This is a genomic window from Shewanella sp. 10N.286.48.B5 (assembly GCF_002874355.2).
Classification (GTDB): domain Bacteria; phylum Pseudomonadota; class Gammaproteobacteria; order Enterobacterales; family Shewanellaceae; genus Shewanella.
Genome location: NZ_MCVG02000001.1, coordinates 2,918,337 through 2,933,891 on the forward strand (window position 1 = coordinate 2,918,337; position 15,555 = coordinate 2,933,891).

10 protein-coding genes are annotated in these 15,555 nt (G+C 40.9%); 4 read left to right on the forward strand and 6 right to left on the reverse strand.

The window, feature by feature from the left end:
- Positions 1-107 precede the first annotated feature (107 nt).
- Together BCU57_RS12580 and BCU57_RS12585 are read right to left on the reverse strand one after the other, a co-directional pair.
- The gene (locus BCU57_RS12580) at positions 108-1,577 is read right to left on the reverse strand and encodes a phospholipase D family protein (protein ID WP_198589942.1); all 1,470 of its coding nucleotides are present in this window, start codon (positions 1,575-1,577) and stop codon (positions 108-110) included.
- An 86-nt stretch (positions 1,578-1,663) separates the two neighbouring features.
- Positions 1,664-3,757 (reverse strand): carboxylesterase family protein, encoded by a 2,094-nt coding sequence (locus BCU57_RS12585; RefSeq protein WP_102439102.1) that lies wholly within the window; start codon positions 3,755-3,757, stop codon positions 1,664-1,666.
- A gap of 482 nt (positions 3,758-4,239) precedes the next feature.
- Here BCU57_RS12585 and BCU57_RS12590 point away from each other — a divergent pair, with 482 nt between their 5' ends.
- Positions 4,240-5,418, forward strand: coding sequence for a patatin-like phospholipase family protein (locus BCU57_RS12590; RefSeq protein WP_102439104.1), 1,179 nt, complete (start codon positions 4,240-4,242; stop codon positions 5,416-5,418).
- Positions 5,419-6,131: 713 nt separating this feature from the next.
- On the opposite strand, the gene BCU57_RS12595 is transcribed toward BCU57_RS12590, so the two are convergent.
- On the reverse strand, positions 6,132-6,791 hold the full coding sequence (locus BCU57_RS12595) for a nitroreductase family protein (RefSeq protein WP_102439106.1): 660 nt from the start codon (positions 6,789-6,791) through the stop codon (positions 6,132-6,134).
- A gap of 401 nt (positions 6,792-7,192) precedes the next feature.
- Between BCU57_RS12595 and BCU57_RS12600 the strand changes: the two genes are divergently transcribed.
- On the forward strand, positions 7,193-7,849 hold the full coding sequence (locus BCU57_RS12600; RefSeq protein ID WP_102439108.1) for a LiaF domain-containing protein: 657 nt from the start codon (positions 7,193-7,195) through the stop codon (positions 7,847-7,849).
- Positions 7,850-8,260: 411 nt separating this feature from the next.
- A complete protein-coding gene (locus tag BCU57_RS12605; RefSeq protein WP_102439110.1) occupies positions 8,261-10,852 on the forward strand; it encodes a M1 family metallopeptidase in 2,592 nt (863 codons plus the stop codon).
- A gap of 61 nt (positions 10,853-10,913) precedes the next feature.
- On the opposite strand, the gene BCU57_RS12610 is transcribed toward BCU57_RS12605, so the two are convergent.
- The 3 genes from BCU57_RS12610 to gloA all read right to left on the reverse strand — a co-directional run bounded on the left by BCU57_RS12610 (position 10,914) and on the right by gloA (position 13,606).
- Entirely contained in the window at positions 10,914-11,774 is an 861-nt protein-coding gene (locus BCU57_RS12610) for a DMT family transporter (RefSeq protein WP_102439112.1), read from the reverse strand.
- Positions 11,775-12,034: 260 nt separating this feature from the next.
- On the reverse strand, positions 12,035-13,135 hold the full coding sequence (locus BCU57_RS12615; protein ID WP_102439114.1) for an alkene reductase: 1,101 nt from the start codon (positions 13,133-13,135) through the stop codon (positions 12,035-12,037).
- Positions 13,136-13,222: 87 nt separating this feature from the next.
- On the reverse strand, positions 13,223-13,606 hold the full coding sequence (gloA, locus tag BCU57_RS12620) for a lactoylglutathione lyase (RefSeq protein WP_102439116.1): 384 nt from the start codon (positions 13,604-13,606) through the stop codon (positions 13,223-13,225).
- Between the two features lie 370 nt (positions 13,607-13,976).
- Between gloA and BCU57_RS12625 the strand changes: the two genes are divergently transcribed.
- Positions 13,977-15,527, forward strand: coding sequence for a helicase HerA-like domain-containing protein (locus tag BCU57_RS12625; RefSeq protein ID WP_102439118.1), 1,551 nt, complete (start codon positions 13,977-13,979; stop codon positions 15,525-15,527).
- Positions 15,528-15,555 lie beyond the last annotated feature (28 nt).

Consider the following 15,555-nt stretch of genomic DNA (forward strand, 5'->3'; position numbering starts at 1 on the left):
TAGTCAGTAATCTATTACCTAACAAACTCTTAGCTAACATGCTCTTATATTGTGGCGTTAAATGACTTACGTAAAGAAAGCGTACTAGCCCCTAAATATGGCTTTAATTAAAGCTCTGACTCGCCATTCATTTTCCTTATCAGCCAATCCGGTAAAGCATGCCAACCACCATAATGAGGCGAAGCGTCATAGCTTTCATCACCTGATTGCCAGTTAATACTGCCGTCTTCTTGTTGAGTTACATGCCAATAAAGCAATTCTTTATTGGCCAGTAAGTAATGCTCTAACGTCAAGGCGAATTCTGGGCTCTTGATTAACACCCCAAACTCAATATTTAAAAAATCTGAACGTGGATCAAAGTTCGATGATCCAATGTAGGAATATAAGTCATCAAAGATAAAGGTCTTATTATGGTAATAAGTATCACTATGGTAAAAATGATCACTATTTTTAGCATGATCTTTATATTCATATAAATCCGCCCCCATATCTAATAACAGTGGGCGATGCTTTTCAAAGTATGCCGGCACAAACCCCGAATCATTTGATGCCGATGAATTTGTGATTAAAGTGATCTGTGCATTATTGGCACTAAGCTTTTCAATAATGGTAAATTTATTATCGGTTGGAATTAAGTAAGGCGTTGAAATTACGGCTTTCTTGGCATCATTCACCGGATCAGTCATTAGATTTTCAACTCGACTTCTAAAATATGGCTTACTGTCTTTCATCTTTTCAAGCGAATCAAAGACAGGTTTCACAACAGCTGCGGTATAACCCACTTCTGTTAAGCTCTGCACTTGCTGATTAATCGCATTCACCACTTGTTGGCGGTTTTCAGTTTGTTGCCGATAAGTTTTTTCAAACTCGGTAAATACTCCCACCTGCTTCACTTCTACAAGCATTTCGATTGGGATCAAATAATCAGTGCCCCACAGCCCATCAAAATTCGCTTCAAAAGCCTTAATGACATCACCTTTAAAAATGACATCTAAATCAAAAAAGTTTGCCTCAGTGCTATAGCCAAAGTAGTCATCGCCAATGTTTCTGCCACCTAAAATCATATTGTGACCATCAACGTTAAAGTACTTTTCGTGCAGGCGATTATCCAGCTGTTGCTGATGAATTTGAAAGTCCATCGCACGGCCAATCCAACCCATTTTTCGAGAGTCGAAAGGGTTAAAAATACGAATATCGATATTTTGATGGTGGGCGAGCTCTGCAAGCCACTTTTCATTAAACACCAACAAGTCATCAAGGGTTACTCTGACTTTTACACCGCGATCGGCAGCTTGCTTAATTTCGGCAAAAAGCATTAATCCCGACGTATCTTTGTTCCATGAGAAGTAAGTTATATCAATAAAGCTTTTGGCTTGACGCACTAGCTCAATACGCCTCGCTAAGGCTTCTGGTGCGGTAGGGATTAAGTACAAATCAGCATGGTATTTTTTCGAGTCCCAATCCGCTTGAAAACCGTCCTCAACCTCAGGGTAAGACGTTGCGCAGCCAGTCACCACTATGGTAACAATAATAAAGCTAAGTACAGTTAGGCACTTAGAAATAGAATGCATGTTCATTGATATACCGTCATTATGGTTAAAAAATTACGGCTAGCAAATGCTAGCCGCCAATCAAAGCGATAAAGATAAAGCTTATTTAGTCATTAATTAAAGTAGCCTAAAATTAAGCCTAAATCCTCAAGACCCGTTAAGCGACCTTCGCGTAACTCTGGGTCTATACCAGCTTGCTTTCTTTTATCCCAATCAGACTCAAATTGTATATTGGTGTCACCATCAATCACTAACACATTGTCATCGCTGGTATTGAATTGATAGTTATCAAACAGCTCATCACTAAACCAAAGACGTGACAATTTATCCATTAACATCATATCACTATCACTTGGAGTAACCTTGTTACCTGTCACGGTATAAGGTTTATTGAACACAAATGGTAATTCCGCACCATTACAAATGTTACCAATGCAGCTAATTGATTTAATTAGCGCTGCAAGGTCAATGGATGTTGCTTCATTACTTGTGGTCCACACATTAAAGCTTGGTTTGTAATCAAAGTTATAAAAAGTCACTGGCACCACACCATTATCACTGGTTTGCTTGGCCATAACCCGTGCTGGACCACTGAAAAGCATATCGTTAACGAGTAAATTAAATTGCGCCATATTACCTGTGGCACCGCTTAACTCACTTTCATCGTTTGGATAAAAGTCCGTTAATTTAAACAGTTCATCTATGATAGCGCCATTGCCTAAGCCAAAGAAAAAGCGGGTAATGGCGTCATAGGCTGTGCTAGGTAAAATGTCACCTAACTCAACTTGGGCTTCAACATCTGAGTTTGTTATGGCCATTAACTCTTGCTCTAACAATGCCAAGTTATCTTGGGATTCTAACCAAGCCTGAATATCTAAAGCGGCTAAATCAGGATCTTCAGGCGCATCATTAAGCTGTTGGATTAAATTGATAATCGTCGGTATTAATGAAGTTAAACTCGGCAGAAATGCCGTTGTTCTTGAATCATTACTGTTAAAGCCTAATACAGTCGGTACATTTAATTCAGTTAATGCTGGCTGCGCTTTTAAATGATAACCACTGATTTCAGGGACAAAAATACCGCCTCTAGCGCGAAAATCAACATAAGGCGAAAAAGGCTTTAAATTGGCTAACGGCGTAGTTTCAGCGCTAAGTTTAGAGGTTAAACATAAACCACTGCCTACTAAGTTATCCACATCAATACAGTCTAATCCTGACCAAGCGCCAACTTTCGCTAATGGATTTAGTGCCTTTTCCTGCACTTGCATGATTTGTTCAAGGGTTAACTCATCAAGTACCACAGAGCCTTCTTCAGCAAATAACTCATCGCCATAATCTTGTAACTTACCTTGAAAGGTTTTGGCTTGATCATAAGACTTATAATCAAAGCCATAAGGGTTGCTTTGCATAATAGCGCGCTGGAAATAGTCACCAGCAAAACTTTCACTGTTTTCGGTTTGCTGTAAAATCCCTACTGACATGGCGCCAGCGCCTTGGCCAACAAGGGTAACCTTATCTGGGTTACCACCAAATAATTCAATATTGTTATTGACCCATTCAAGCGCGCGTTTTTGGTCACCTAAAGCAAAATTACCGCCTTTGTCGTTCTTACTACCATCAAGCCAGTAGCTACCTAAAATACCTAAACGATAATTTAGAGTGACCGCAATAAATGGTTTATCATCTAATGCCCCCTGAGCGACAACATTATCGCCTTGTACTAGCGGGTCTGAGCCTGAACCAAATTCAAAATCACCACCATGAATGAACACATAAACAGGTAAATCAGCGGACTCGACCGTATCTTCTGGGCGCCAAATATTAAGGTTTAAACAATCTTCTGATTGCTCCTGCACCGTTAAATCAAGTTGCGGGCAAGCATCACCAAAAACCGTTGCATCGACCACATCTGTTAATTCTGTGACCACACTGTGCTCAAAGCGCGCAGAAGTCGCATAAGTAATGCCTTTAAACGCCTCTAACTCAACTCGCGTTGCCGTACCCTCTAAATCATTAATCACCACTGACTCTTTAAGCCCCATTACGGTGCTATCACCAATAATCAGATCAATCTGCTGTGGTGGCAGTGGCTCGACAACGGGTACTTCAGGTTCTGGATCTGTAACACTATGGCTGTCATCACTGCCACAGGCCACTAATGTTAATGAAATAAGCACTGCAAGGGTAGAACGGTAAAACACGGTCATAATTAACTCCATGTATCTCTGATTGCTAGGGTTTGGCTAGTGAATCATCAAAGTAGCTCAAGCCTAATATTAGGTTAAAGTTTGCATCTTTGCTGTATGAGCCTGAATAATTAAATTTATAGTAATTAATTTAACCCTTACCTTGTAATCGCTTATGAAGGATCGAACCATCATCATTAACATTGAAGTAATAAAATTAACCGCTATAGAGTAGTAAAAGCGTGAGATTTACACGGTTTAAAATCGATAAATCGCCCATCTACCCCCAATTGACGATAGCAATTCACGATAGCAATTCACGATAGCCGTTTTGTGAGGGTTAAATCCTTCAAACGCGATTTAACAGATTACACAATGTCCATTAACCTTCTAATATTAATTATCAGCAGATCATAGAAACCGCTTTCGCTTCTATAATATTGCTAATTTGATTTAAAATATCTTTAGATTTTTAGCCGCTAAACGGCTAAATGGAGACACTAATGAACACCCCGAAGAACCTTATTAAGTTAATATTTTTTGCCTTGTTCATAACGGCCTGTAGCTCAAATCATCAACTTGAACAACGGGTTGATGCTAACAATTACAAAGATGCTCTCGTGGCGGCGGATCAAACCGAAATAGCTGAACCTTATCGATTTTGGGCTGATGAACAACCTGCGTTTTTATATGATGCAACCACCAACACCACACCATTAGCAAGTGCGTCAGAAAAGCTAAATATATTAGTGTTATCGGGTGGTGGTGCTAAGGGTGCTTATGGCACCGGAGTAATAAACGGCCTTTATGATAGTAATCAACTACCGCAATACACCATTGTCACAGGGATCAGTGCAGGCTCTTTGATTGCACCATTTGCATTTATTGGTGGTGATGAAATTCATCGATTAAAGCAAGTCATGCTAGGCCTTAACGATAAGGCTATATTAGGTAAACGCAATTTTTTAAATGCTCTTTTTAAAGATGCCTTTACTGATGGCAGTAGTCTATATGAGCTAGTGGAGCAGTTTTACCCTGCTACAATGATTGATAAAATAGCGACTGAACACCAAAAAGGGCGTCGACTATTTATTGGCACTACGCAGTTTGATTCTGGCGAGCTGATGATCTGGAATATTGGCCAAATTGCTGCCAGTAACTTACCAAATAAATATGACTTAGTTCATCAAATTTTAGCCGCAAGCTCGTCAATTCCAGGGGTGTTTCCACCACAATTCATCAATGTTGAGATAGATGGAAAGCCTCTAGAAGAACTACATGTTGATGGCGGCATGAACTCACAAATGTTTGTCGACCCAGGTAATTTCGATTATGGGTTAGTCAATCAGGCTTTAGGTTATCAGCAACCAACTAATATTCACGTTATCCGTAACGGGGTATTAAAATCACCTTATATTTCCCTACATGATAAAGGCCTTGAACTACTGAATCGCAGTTTGAAAAGTATGACGATTCAACAAGCTAGAGGTGATTTATATCGAATGCTGTATTACAGCGAAGTAAATAACTACGATTTGTCATTCACTTATATTGACGACAAGTTTGATGCAGAACCTGCCACCAAGAAAATGTTTGATCAGCAGTACATGGAAGCCTTATACCAAAACGGCTATGACAAGGCGGTAAACAACAATTTATGGCAAAACCAAGTTCCTTATTAAAGAAGTTATAGTTTACTTTCACGACTCTCCCAAGCCATTACTGGGAGAGTAAAATCAAGCTAATACGTCATTATTAATCCCACCTTTTTACCATTTTATCAGCATTTTTAGTCGCTTTAGTTATGACTCTACACTTTTTGGAATAACTTACCATGTTGAGAACGACTTGAAACACTGAACATAATGGCGGCTTTATCAATAAGCTGCAGCTAAGTAATTCCTCTTCTTAATACTGTCTGTTGTTAGCGATTGCGCAATGCCTTAATGATATTACTATCAACCAAAGCAGCTGCATTCATCCATCAATATTCATGCCTCCCATCAAATACATTCCATTCTTCATAATATCGTTTCAGCGCCAGCGGTTCATGGCATGACACGTATGAATAGCACCTTGCAGAGGCTACTCAATTTCATCAGTATTCCAGTTAAAGTCAGTCCCTATAAAGGTTTAACTCATGCTCAACGTTAATGTGACGGGTTACATTGCAGCATTATCAGTCATTTAGGGCTTATTAAAGCCGAACCTAAAATTTTCCACCTTCCTGTGAAATAGTGACTGTTTAAAATGGAGACTAAGCTGCTGATTTAATCTTTTAAAAATACTCAACACAAAAAAGCCCATCATGAGTACATGATGGGCTTTAATAACAGGGACAGAATAATCAATTAGAAAGGTGTTACAAGCTATAATTTAAACGACCAAATATAGTTTATAAAACAGTGATGACATCTTGTTCAGGTAAACGCGATTTAGGTAAACCAAAGTTATAATCTTCACCCTCTTTGTGATAACCCATTGCTAGCGCAAACTCACAAACGTAACCATCTAACTCTTCTTTAAAAATTTCACCAATTAAGCTTGGATCAACACCTTCCATCGATGTAGAAGCAATCCCTAAACGAGCTAGCGTATGCAAGGTATTACCAATAGCAATATAGGTTTGCGCTTTAGTCCAATGGCCATTAAAACCACTGTCATCAGTATTTTGCTCTGCAAAACCAAAAGCACCATTTAGCATGTTGTCATACATGTCTGCCGGTAAATGACCTGACGACACTTCAACATCAACAACTTTTCTGTAGTCATCTTTAGTGAACTTAGGGTTATGGGCAAATAAAATCACATGGGAGGCTTCAGTAGCATGAGGCTGATTAAACTGGTGCATATTGGCAAACGTTTCATGAAAACGTTGTTTTGCCACATCAGTTTCTAATACGATAAATTTCCACGGCTGTGAGTTAATAGAAGAAGCAGTTAAACGAATCGCTTGTTTCACTACGTCCATATCCGCTGCTGAAATACGCTTACTTGAATCATACTTTTTCACAGTATAACGTTTATTCAAATCTGCAATAATTGGGTGTGACATAATGATTTTCCTCATAGGTGATGCCGATGCGGTGCATTTTAGGCTTTTCCATTGAGAAAAAAAGAGTGCTAGACACCAATCTTTATGGAGCTTTTAAACCATAAAAAATCCGTAATAGCGGGTGCAGATGGCTCTATAGCGTAACTATACGTAGAAAAAATGACAAACCCATGGCTGTTCACTGGTTATTTTGACTAATTCAGCTGGCTACTTTCACTATATCATTTGCATTTATAAAGGTTAAAAACGATAACGCAATGCTGCAAGAATGATAAAGCACTGTTTTTATACAGCATCTTTAAACTGGCCTGCATATTGCTTTAATTTAACTTAAATACAACATCTACCCTAGTGACTAAAATCTGAGTCACTATGTACTATAAAGTCCAAGGAGTGACATTATGGCCGTGATTTTAGAAGATCGCCCTATTGAGCAAGTCAGAGAACAAGTTATCGATCAGTTAATTGTCAATTATAGCCACGGCATTATCTCTGCTGAAGCCTTTGAAAGACGCCTTGATGAGGCAATGAACTCAAGTGTTCATCAAGAGATCGTCGCACTGGTCGCAGACCTAACCTTAACCGCTGATACTGACTATAGTCAGCAAAAAGACCACCAGTTTGCGCCAAACTATGGCAGCAAAACTGCCACTGAAGATATGCGCTTAACCAGCATATTAGGTAACAGTGAACGTAGCGGCCAATGGGTGGTGCCAAAGGTTATTAAGGTTAATAATATTATTGGCGAAACCACTCTGGACTTTAGTGATGCCATTTTTCAGCATCAACATGTCACCATTGAGATTAATTGCTTTTTGGGCAGTAGCAGTATCTATGTTCCTGAAGGCATTAATGTGGTGTGTAAAACTTACGGGCTCGTCAGTAGCATTGAAAACAAAGCGCCTTCTATCGCAACCCGCCAAGCTCCTGTCATCACCATTGAGGGTAAGGTTATTTTGGGCTCGCTGGAGGTGTCTATCAAGCGCACCATTAAAGAGAAATTTATCGAGTTTGCTAATAATTTAAAATCGGCATTTGATACTAAAAACTACTTTTGATACTAAGAACACAAGATCCGAATATAAGGCAAACCTCAACGATAATATTTGCCTTATTTCGGCCATTAAATCAGCTCTAAGCCATAAGTAACTCAATACCTAGCAATCGCCAAGCTGGGATTAGATGATGCTTCAATCAAGCGCTACTCTAAGTAATCACACTAAATACTCTAAGCAAGTCATCAATTGTTACAACAACCCCAACTTAAATGATGCTCGTAAGTTACCGCTTAGCTGTTAACTTGTTATAATCAGCATCAGCTTTAAATGACCCTATAGAATCATCAATGCAATGGTTCCAATACAAGCGTTATGAATACAATCATTATCAATAAAAACGCTAATAGTCACTCAATCCTAATCAATGCCATTAAACATCATGGAATGATAATTAAAACAACAGGAAATAACATGTATCGAATCGTCACTGCAGGGCTAGTTACGCTCTCATTTGTGGGAAGTACCGACGCCTTAGCCAATGAATACGTGCTAAGTAAAGTCGCCAAGCCACTATCACAAAGTATTAAGCTCAACTTAGATCCAGTAAAAGATAACTTCTCAGGCAGCACAGCCATTCAAATTGAAGTGCTTGAAGCCACTAAGCAATTACAACTTAACGGCTTAGAATACACTGCTAGCAATATCCAGTTAGATGCCAAATCAGCTAACAACAAAGACTGCCAACTAGATGTAATCATGCAAGATACTGGGGTGGTTTTGTTTAACTGCCCACATACTATCGAACCTGGTGCATATTCTTTCTCAATGGATTTCACAGCTCCTTATAACCGTCAATCTGTCGGCCTGTATAAAACCATTGATGGCGGCCTGCCCTACTTATTTACCCAGTTTGAAATGAGTGATGCGCGCCGCAGTTTTCCAAGCTTTGATGAACCAGAATATAAAATCCCTTTTCAAGTCACCATCACAGCCCCAAGTACTGAAAAGGTTTACAGCAATACCCCAGAGCTTTCAGTTGCAACCAAAGATGGCCTGACAACTCACGTATTTGCTCAAACCAAGCCAATATCCTCTTACCTTGTTGCTTATGCTGTGGGTCAATTTGAAGAAATTGAAGTCACAGGCATGAAAGTCCCAGGGCGCGTAATAACCACTAAGGGGAAAATCGAGCTAGCCAAATATGCAGCCGAGCAAATGCCGTTAGTGCTTAGTGCATTAGAAGATTATTTTGGGGTCGATTACCCTTATCAAAAGCTTGATAGCGTTGCCGTACCTGAGTTTCCTTTTGGGGCGATGGAAAACGCAGGCTTAGTCACTTATCGTGAAGATATTTTGTTAGTTGATGAGCAAACCGCCAGCCAAAATAGCAAAAAAACTGCCGTTTCAATTATTGCCCACGAGCTAGCACACCAATGGTACGGTAACCTAGTGACCATGCAATGGTGGAATGACCTATGGTTAAACGAAGCTTTTGCCAGCTGGATGGCTGCGAAAGTGACCGAGCAAATTCACCCAGAATTTGAATCTAACTTAGCATTATCCAAAAACTACGTGATGTCATTAGATGCGCGGGTATCGACCAAGCCTATCCGCAAGCCCATTAAAACCGAAGCCGACATTATGGACGGTTTAGGCCTTGCCTATAGTAAAGGCGAAGCTGTGCTAGATATGGTAGAAAACTATATCGGCGAGGCTGAATTTAATAAGGGTATTCGTCAATACATTAAAGATCATGCCTTTCAAAATACTGAAGCTGATGATCTTTGGAATGCCTTATCAAAAGCCTCTGGTAAAGATGTTGGCAGTATCTTAAGCACCTTTATTGAACAATCGTCTTACCCTTTAATCGATGTGTCATTAGCAGGTGATAAGCTAACCCTTAAACAAAGCCGCTTTGTAAATGCTGGCACTGTAGCTGCAAAGCAGTCTTGGACTGTGCCAGTATCGGTTAAATACGGTAAAGGCGACAAAGTTGCAACCGAAACCATTTTACTCACCAGTCAATCGCAAACCATCAAATTAGCATTCAGTCCTGATTGGATTTATCCAGATTCAGACGCCATGGGTTACTACCGCTGGTTGTTAGATGAAACACAAATGAGCAACTTATTAGCCAATGCTAAAACCCAGCTTACAGCTCGTGAGCGTAAAGCCTTGATCTCAGCAGCTGATGCCTTATTAGATGCCGGCTTTATCTCAGGTGGTGAGTTACTGAATATTTTAGGCGCATTTATTGATGACCAACATCCGCAAATCGTCTCTGCCGCATTAGGTTACTTACAATCTCAAAAACGCACCTTTATTGATGACACCAACCAAGAGCTATGGGCTAAGTTCATTGCCTCAAGAGCACAAAGCGCAATCGAGAAGTACGGTGTTACTGCAAAAGTTGATGAAAAGTCATCTATTAGTAAGTTACGCCCAACATTGATTAACTTATTAGCTTTTGAAGCCAAAGATAAAGCCACAATTGCAACCGCTAAAAAACAAGCTGACTTGTACCTTAATGGTAATAACGATGTTGACCAGTACCTTATCGGCACTTACCTCAATATTGCAGTGTATTTTGGTGACAGTAAGGTATTAGCGAAAGTAAAAGCTGAATTTGAGGTAACGAAAGACCCGCAAAAACGCACTCGTTTAATGTATGCCTTAGGCTATGCGCCTACTGAAAAACTACAAAACAGCGTGCTAGCTTATAGTTTGACCGATAAAGTCAATGCGCCAGATTTACGCTATATCTTTGCAGGGCAAGCTTATACCGATGAGCGTAAACAACGCTTTAGAGATTGGATCTATGCTAACTTCAGCGCCATAAAAGCGAAACTACCTCCCTTTGCGGTGGCGATGATCCCATCGTTTACCGGTAGCGGTTGTGATTTAGCGGCACTGGATACAACCAACACATTCTTTAAGCCAAAAGTCGCGCAAACACCTGAGTTTGGCCGTACCTTAGCCAAGCTCGATGAAAGTGTTAAAAACTGCGTCAGCTTAAAGCAGCGTGAACTTGCCAGCGTTGAGAAATACTTAAACCAGCTCTAATCGGTCTGTAGAGCCTTAACTAAAAAGCCAGTCTCACGACTGGCTTTTTGTTGTCAGTGCATCAGTTAGCGTTTTTAGGTGGCTTAGACAGCTTAATATAAACACTTAGGGATATAAAAATCAGCGCACCGCCAATAACTTTTTGCAGCGAAATTTGCTCATCTAACAGACTAAAGCTTAAGATCATGGTCCAAATAGGCTCTAAAATCATAATCAATGCCGCGGTTTCCATCTTAACTTGATACTGGCCTAGAGTCTGAAATACATAACGCACTGACGTAGCGATAACAGTAGAAACCACAAACCAAAATATCAAACTATCATTGACCTCAAAGCTTAATTGCTGGGTAAAGGCTACATACACAGCAGCAACTAAGCCAACCATAAATAACTGTAAACATATCGAATCAAGTGGCTTAATACTGCGACTAATTTTTTTGTTCAACACAAAATGAACAGACAGCAATGAAGAGGCAAGTAAGAAATACCATTGACTGGTCTCCACTTGCCAGCCATTACTTAAACTCAGTAACATCATCCCTACCACACTGATGGGTAAAGCTAACCAAAATGCGCGGTGAGGCTTAACTTTAAACAAAACCCAGGCGGTCATAGGCGCAATGATCATCGCTAAACTCATGATAAATGCCCCTTCAGACAGGCTATTACTGATCGATACCGCAAACACCCAAATCTGTAACGACATCCCCAAGAAAATGCCTACTCCGCAGGCTAATAGCAACTGCTTGGCTCTTAATCGCCAAATACTTTTATAGCAAAAAGGTAATAAAATCAGACTAGCTAACATAAAGCGGCTAGCAATAAACACTTCGCCGGGCATTTCATCAACCACAAGCTTTGACGAAATCCAGCCAACAGCAGCCAACAAGGTGGCAATAAATAAATATAACGCTCCGCGCATTGATAATTCTCTAGAGTAATATTGAAACAGACACAGCTCATCAGCGCCTAAAACAAGCAGGCCGCAGTGAAAATAAGATTAACTAAAGTGCTGTATCAATATGCATGGATCGTCATGCATTGATAAAAAGAAAGGTATTAGCGGTTAGCTTAACCACCCCCTCATATAGTAAAATAGCCACTTTACAGTGAAGTAAAGTGGCTATTATATTTTAACCTGTTTAGCGACTGCTTAACTAGCAAGCGTGCGCTTTATAGGCATTAGTTGCTAGCATACTCACAATAATCAGTTAAGCCTTTCTCATCACCACCAAATAAGGTGGCTGGATCATGCGCAGCCAATGGGTAACCATGCTTAATACGGTTAGGTAAATCTGGGTTTGCCACAAATGGGCGGCCAAAACCAACCATATCCACTAAGCCATCTTGTATCGCTTGCTCTGCGGTATCGGCGTTATACTTACCGGCATAAATGAGTACCCCTTGATATGCTTCACGTACCGCTTTTTTAAAGCCTGCTGGGGTTTCAGGAGCATCATCCCAATCCACTTCTGCAATATGTAAATACACAATCTTATGGGTATTTAATAACGCTGCTGCAGCAGTGTAAGTTTCAACAGGGTTAGCATCAACGGTGCCATTTAATGAAGTAAATGGAGCTAAACGCACCCCAACTCTGTCAGCGCCAATCGCCTCAATCATAGCGCTAACCACTTCACTTAAAAAACGTAAACGGTTTTCTACTGAGCCGCCGTATTCATCGGTGCGGTTATTCGCCTCTGAATCAATAAACTGGTTAATTAAATAACCGTTAGCAGCATGTAATTCAATGCCATCAAAACCCGCTTCAATCGCATTAAGCGCCGCTTGACGATATTCTTCAATCACAGCTTTAATATCTGCTTTGGTCATTGCCCGTGGCTCAACCACATCAACAAAACCAGGCTCTTGGGTGCCGTTGTCGATAAAGACTTTTACATTTTCAGCTTTAAGGGCAGAAGATGAAATAGGTTGCTCGCCACCAATATTATCAGGGTGAGTAACGCGGCCAACGTGCCAAAGCTGAGCAAAAATAACCCCGCCTTGTTGATGAACTAAATCAGTGGTTTTTTTCCAACCCGCAATTTGTTCAGGGCTGTAAATACCCGGTGTCCAAGCATAACCTTGACCCATTGCAGAAATCTGCGTGCCTTCAGCCACAATTAAACCCGCTTGTGCGCGCTGAGCATAATATTTTGCCATCATGTCATTAGCCAAGTTTCCTGGCTGTGAAGCACGTGAACGGGTCATTGGTGGCATTACAATGCGGTTGGTTAGTGTATGACGGCCTAGTTGCAGCGTTTGAAATAATGCTTGTTTCATGTTGTCATTCCTCGAAAAATGGGTCATTGAGCAGCCGATGTAATAGGGCTTTGAGATAACGAGCTCAGTTCAGTTAGCTCGGTTCAGTTAGCTCAGTTGAATCAGCTCAATTTGATAGTTATCAGGGTCAGTGATGAATGCGATGTGCGTCGCGCCGCCTTTTACAGGGCCGGGCTCACGAGTGACTTTTCCGCCTAAATCTTTAATCTTGTCGCAAGCAGCGTAAATATCATCCACACCTAAGGCTAAATGACCAAAGGCATTACCCATATCATACTGGTCTGTATCCCAGTTGTAAGTCAGCTCAATGCTAGTGCCATCTGGCTGATCGGCATAACCAACAAACACTAAGGTATAACGATATTCAGTGTTTTCAGCTCTATCGAGCACACTCATACCCAGCACATCAGTATAAAATTCAATCGATTTCTCAAGATCTGCAACTCTGATCATAGTGTGTAAAAATTTCATAATTTGCCCTTAGCTTCACTGGGATGAAAGCGATGTTATTAAAGGTGACAAAATAACTATCGAATAAGCTCGCTTTGATTTAATAGGGCTAGTTTACGGCAATGGAGAGGATTAAAATAATTATTAAAAATTCTTAAAATGATAATATTTTATTATTCATTTGAGCTATAGATTCTATAGCGCTACAAAAATGAATCACTCACTAGCGACATGCTACTTACCGGTTGCAGCATTTGTGCGCCAGCCAATCAATTCGACATTCTTATTTTACATTCTTGTTCTACACTGTTATTGCCATAAACGTATTACATAAGCGTTAACCATCACCCCTTTGTGCTTTTACCTAAAGCAATATCTGCAAGGAGCGACAATGAAACAAAGTTCAACAAACACGATATTGATAGGTAAAGGCGATAATCCCGTTGAGCTACAACTGCGTTATGGTAATCGTCATGGCTTAATTGCAGGAGCGACAGGTACGGGTAAAACGGTCTCGCTGATGATGTTAGCTGAAAACTTTTCCCGTCAAGGTGTGCCGGTTTTTGTTACTGATATTAAAGGGGATATTTCAGGTCTAGCCGCTGCAGGCAAGGTGTCAGATAAACTATTAGCCCGCGCTGATAAAATTGGTATTAGCAATTTCAGCCCCCAAGCTAATCCATGCGTTTTTTGGGACTTACTCGGCCAGCAAGGTCACCCTATTCGCACCACCGTCAGTGAAATGGGGCCAACATTATTAGCCAGAATGCTGGGGCTAAATGACATCCAAAGCAGCATTTTAGACATCGTTTTTGCCTTAGCCGATAGCCGAGGCTTATTACTGCTGGATTTAGACGACCTTAAAGCGCTTCTGACCTTGGTCTCAAAAGAGCGTAAAACCATCAGTGCTGAATACGGTTTAGTCAGTGCGCAATCATTAGCGGCGATTCAGCGATCGCTGATGAGTTTAAAGCGTGACGGTGGTGAGGTTTTCTTTGGCGAGCCCGCCCTTGAGCTAAGTGACATCATGGGCGTTGATGAGCAAAACCATGGCTTAATCAATATTCTGGCGGCAGATAAATTAGTATTAACCCCAAATTTATATGCCAGTTTTATACTATGGTTGTTATCAGAGCTATACGAAAACCTGCCTGAGGTGGGCGATGCCGACAAACCTAAGTTGGCCTTTTTTATCGATGAAGCCCATTTACTGTTTGAGGATAGCCCAGATCATCTACTTAAGCGTATCGAGCAAATTATGCGCCTAATCCGCTCTAAAGGGGTTGGGGTGTATTTTTGCTCACAATTTCCTGACGATATACCCGATGCGATATTGGGACAATTGGGTAATCGTATTCAACATGCTTTGCGGGCTTATACACCAAGGGACCAAAAATCGGTGCGCGCCGCCGCTGAAACCTTTGTGACAAACCCGAAACTGGATATTACCGCGGTAATTTCCAGTTTAGCCGTAGGTGAGGCCTTAGTATCAACCTTACAAGATAATGGTGTACCCAGTATGGTGGAGCAAACCCTTGTCTCTCCGCCCCGTTGCCGCATGGGGCCATTAACACTGACTGAGCGTAATGCTTGTCGCGCCCAAAGCCCAATTGGTAGCCACTATGATATCGCCATTAACCGCGAGTCAGCCTATGAGCGACTCAATCAACTCGAACAACTTGAGAAAGCCCCTGCTGCCAAGCCTCCTATAGAAAAAGCTGACACTAAAAAATCTCCGCAGAAAAAACCAAACTCAACAATCAAAAACGATAGCGAGGATGAGCAAAGCAATTGGTTTAGCGAATTGCTATTTGGTACCAAACGCCGTCAAGGCCTAGTGCAGAGCTTTTCAAAACAAGCTGCACGCGCTGTCGGGAGTAAGTTTGGCAAACAGATTTTGCGGGGAATATTGGGCAGTATTAGCGGTAAAAGCGGTAAATAATTGTTCGCGGTTATATTGCTCTAGCCAG

Coding starts and splice junctions, on each gene's coding strand:
- BCU57_RS12580 (WP_198589942.1), bottom strand. CDS start 1,577: ATGAACATGCATTCTATTTCTAAGTGCCTAACTGTACTTAGCTTTATT.
- BCU57_RS12585 (WP_102439102.1), bottom strand. CDS start 3,757: ATGACCGTGTTTTACCGTTCTACCCTTGCAGTGCTTATTTCATTAACA.
- BCU57_RS12590 (WP_102439104.1), top strand. CDS start 4,240: ATGAACACCCCGAAGAACCTTATTAAGTTAATATTTTTTGCCTTGTTC.
- BCU57_RS12595 (WP_102439106.1), bottom strand. CDS start 6,791: ATGTCACACCCAATTATTGCAGATTTGAATAAACGTTATACTGTGAAA.
- BCU57_RS12600 (WP_102439108.1), top strand. CDS start 7,193: ATGGCCGTGATTTTAGAAGATCGCCCTATTGAGCAAGTCAGAGAACAA.
- BCU57_RS12605 (WP_102439110.1), top strand. CDS start 8,261: ATGTATCGAATCGTCACTGCAGGGCTAGTTACGCTCTCATTTGTGGGA.
- BCU57_RS12610 (WP_102439112.1), bottom strand. CDS start 11,774: ATGCGCGGAGCGTTATATTTATTTATTGCCACCTTGTTGGCTGCTGTT.
- BCU57_RS12615 (WP_102439114.1), bottom strand. CDS start 13,135: ATGAAACAAGCATTATTTCAAACGCTGCAACTAGGCCGTCATACACTA.
- gloA (WP_102439116.1), bottom strand. CDS start 13,606: ATGAAATTTTTACACACTATGATCAGAGTTGCAGATCTTGAGAAATCG.
- BCU57_RS12625 (WP_102439118.1), top strand. CDS start 13,977: ATGAAACAAAGTTCAACAAACACGATATTGATAGGTAAAGGCGATAAT.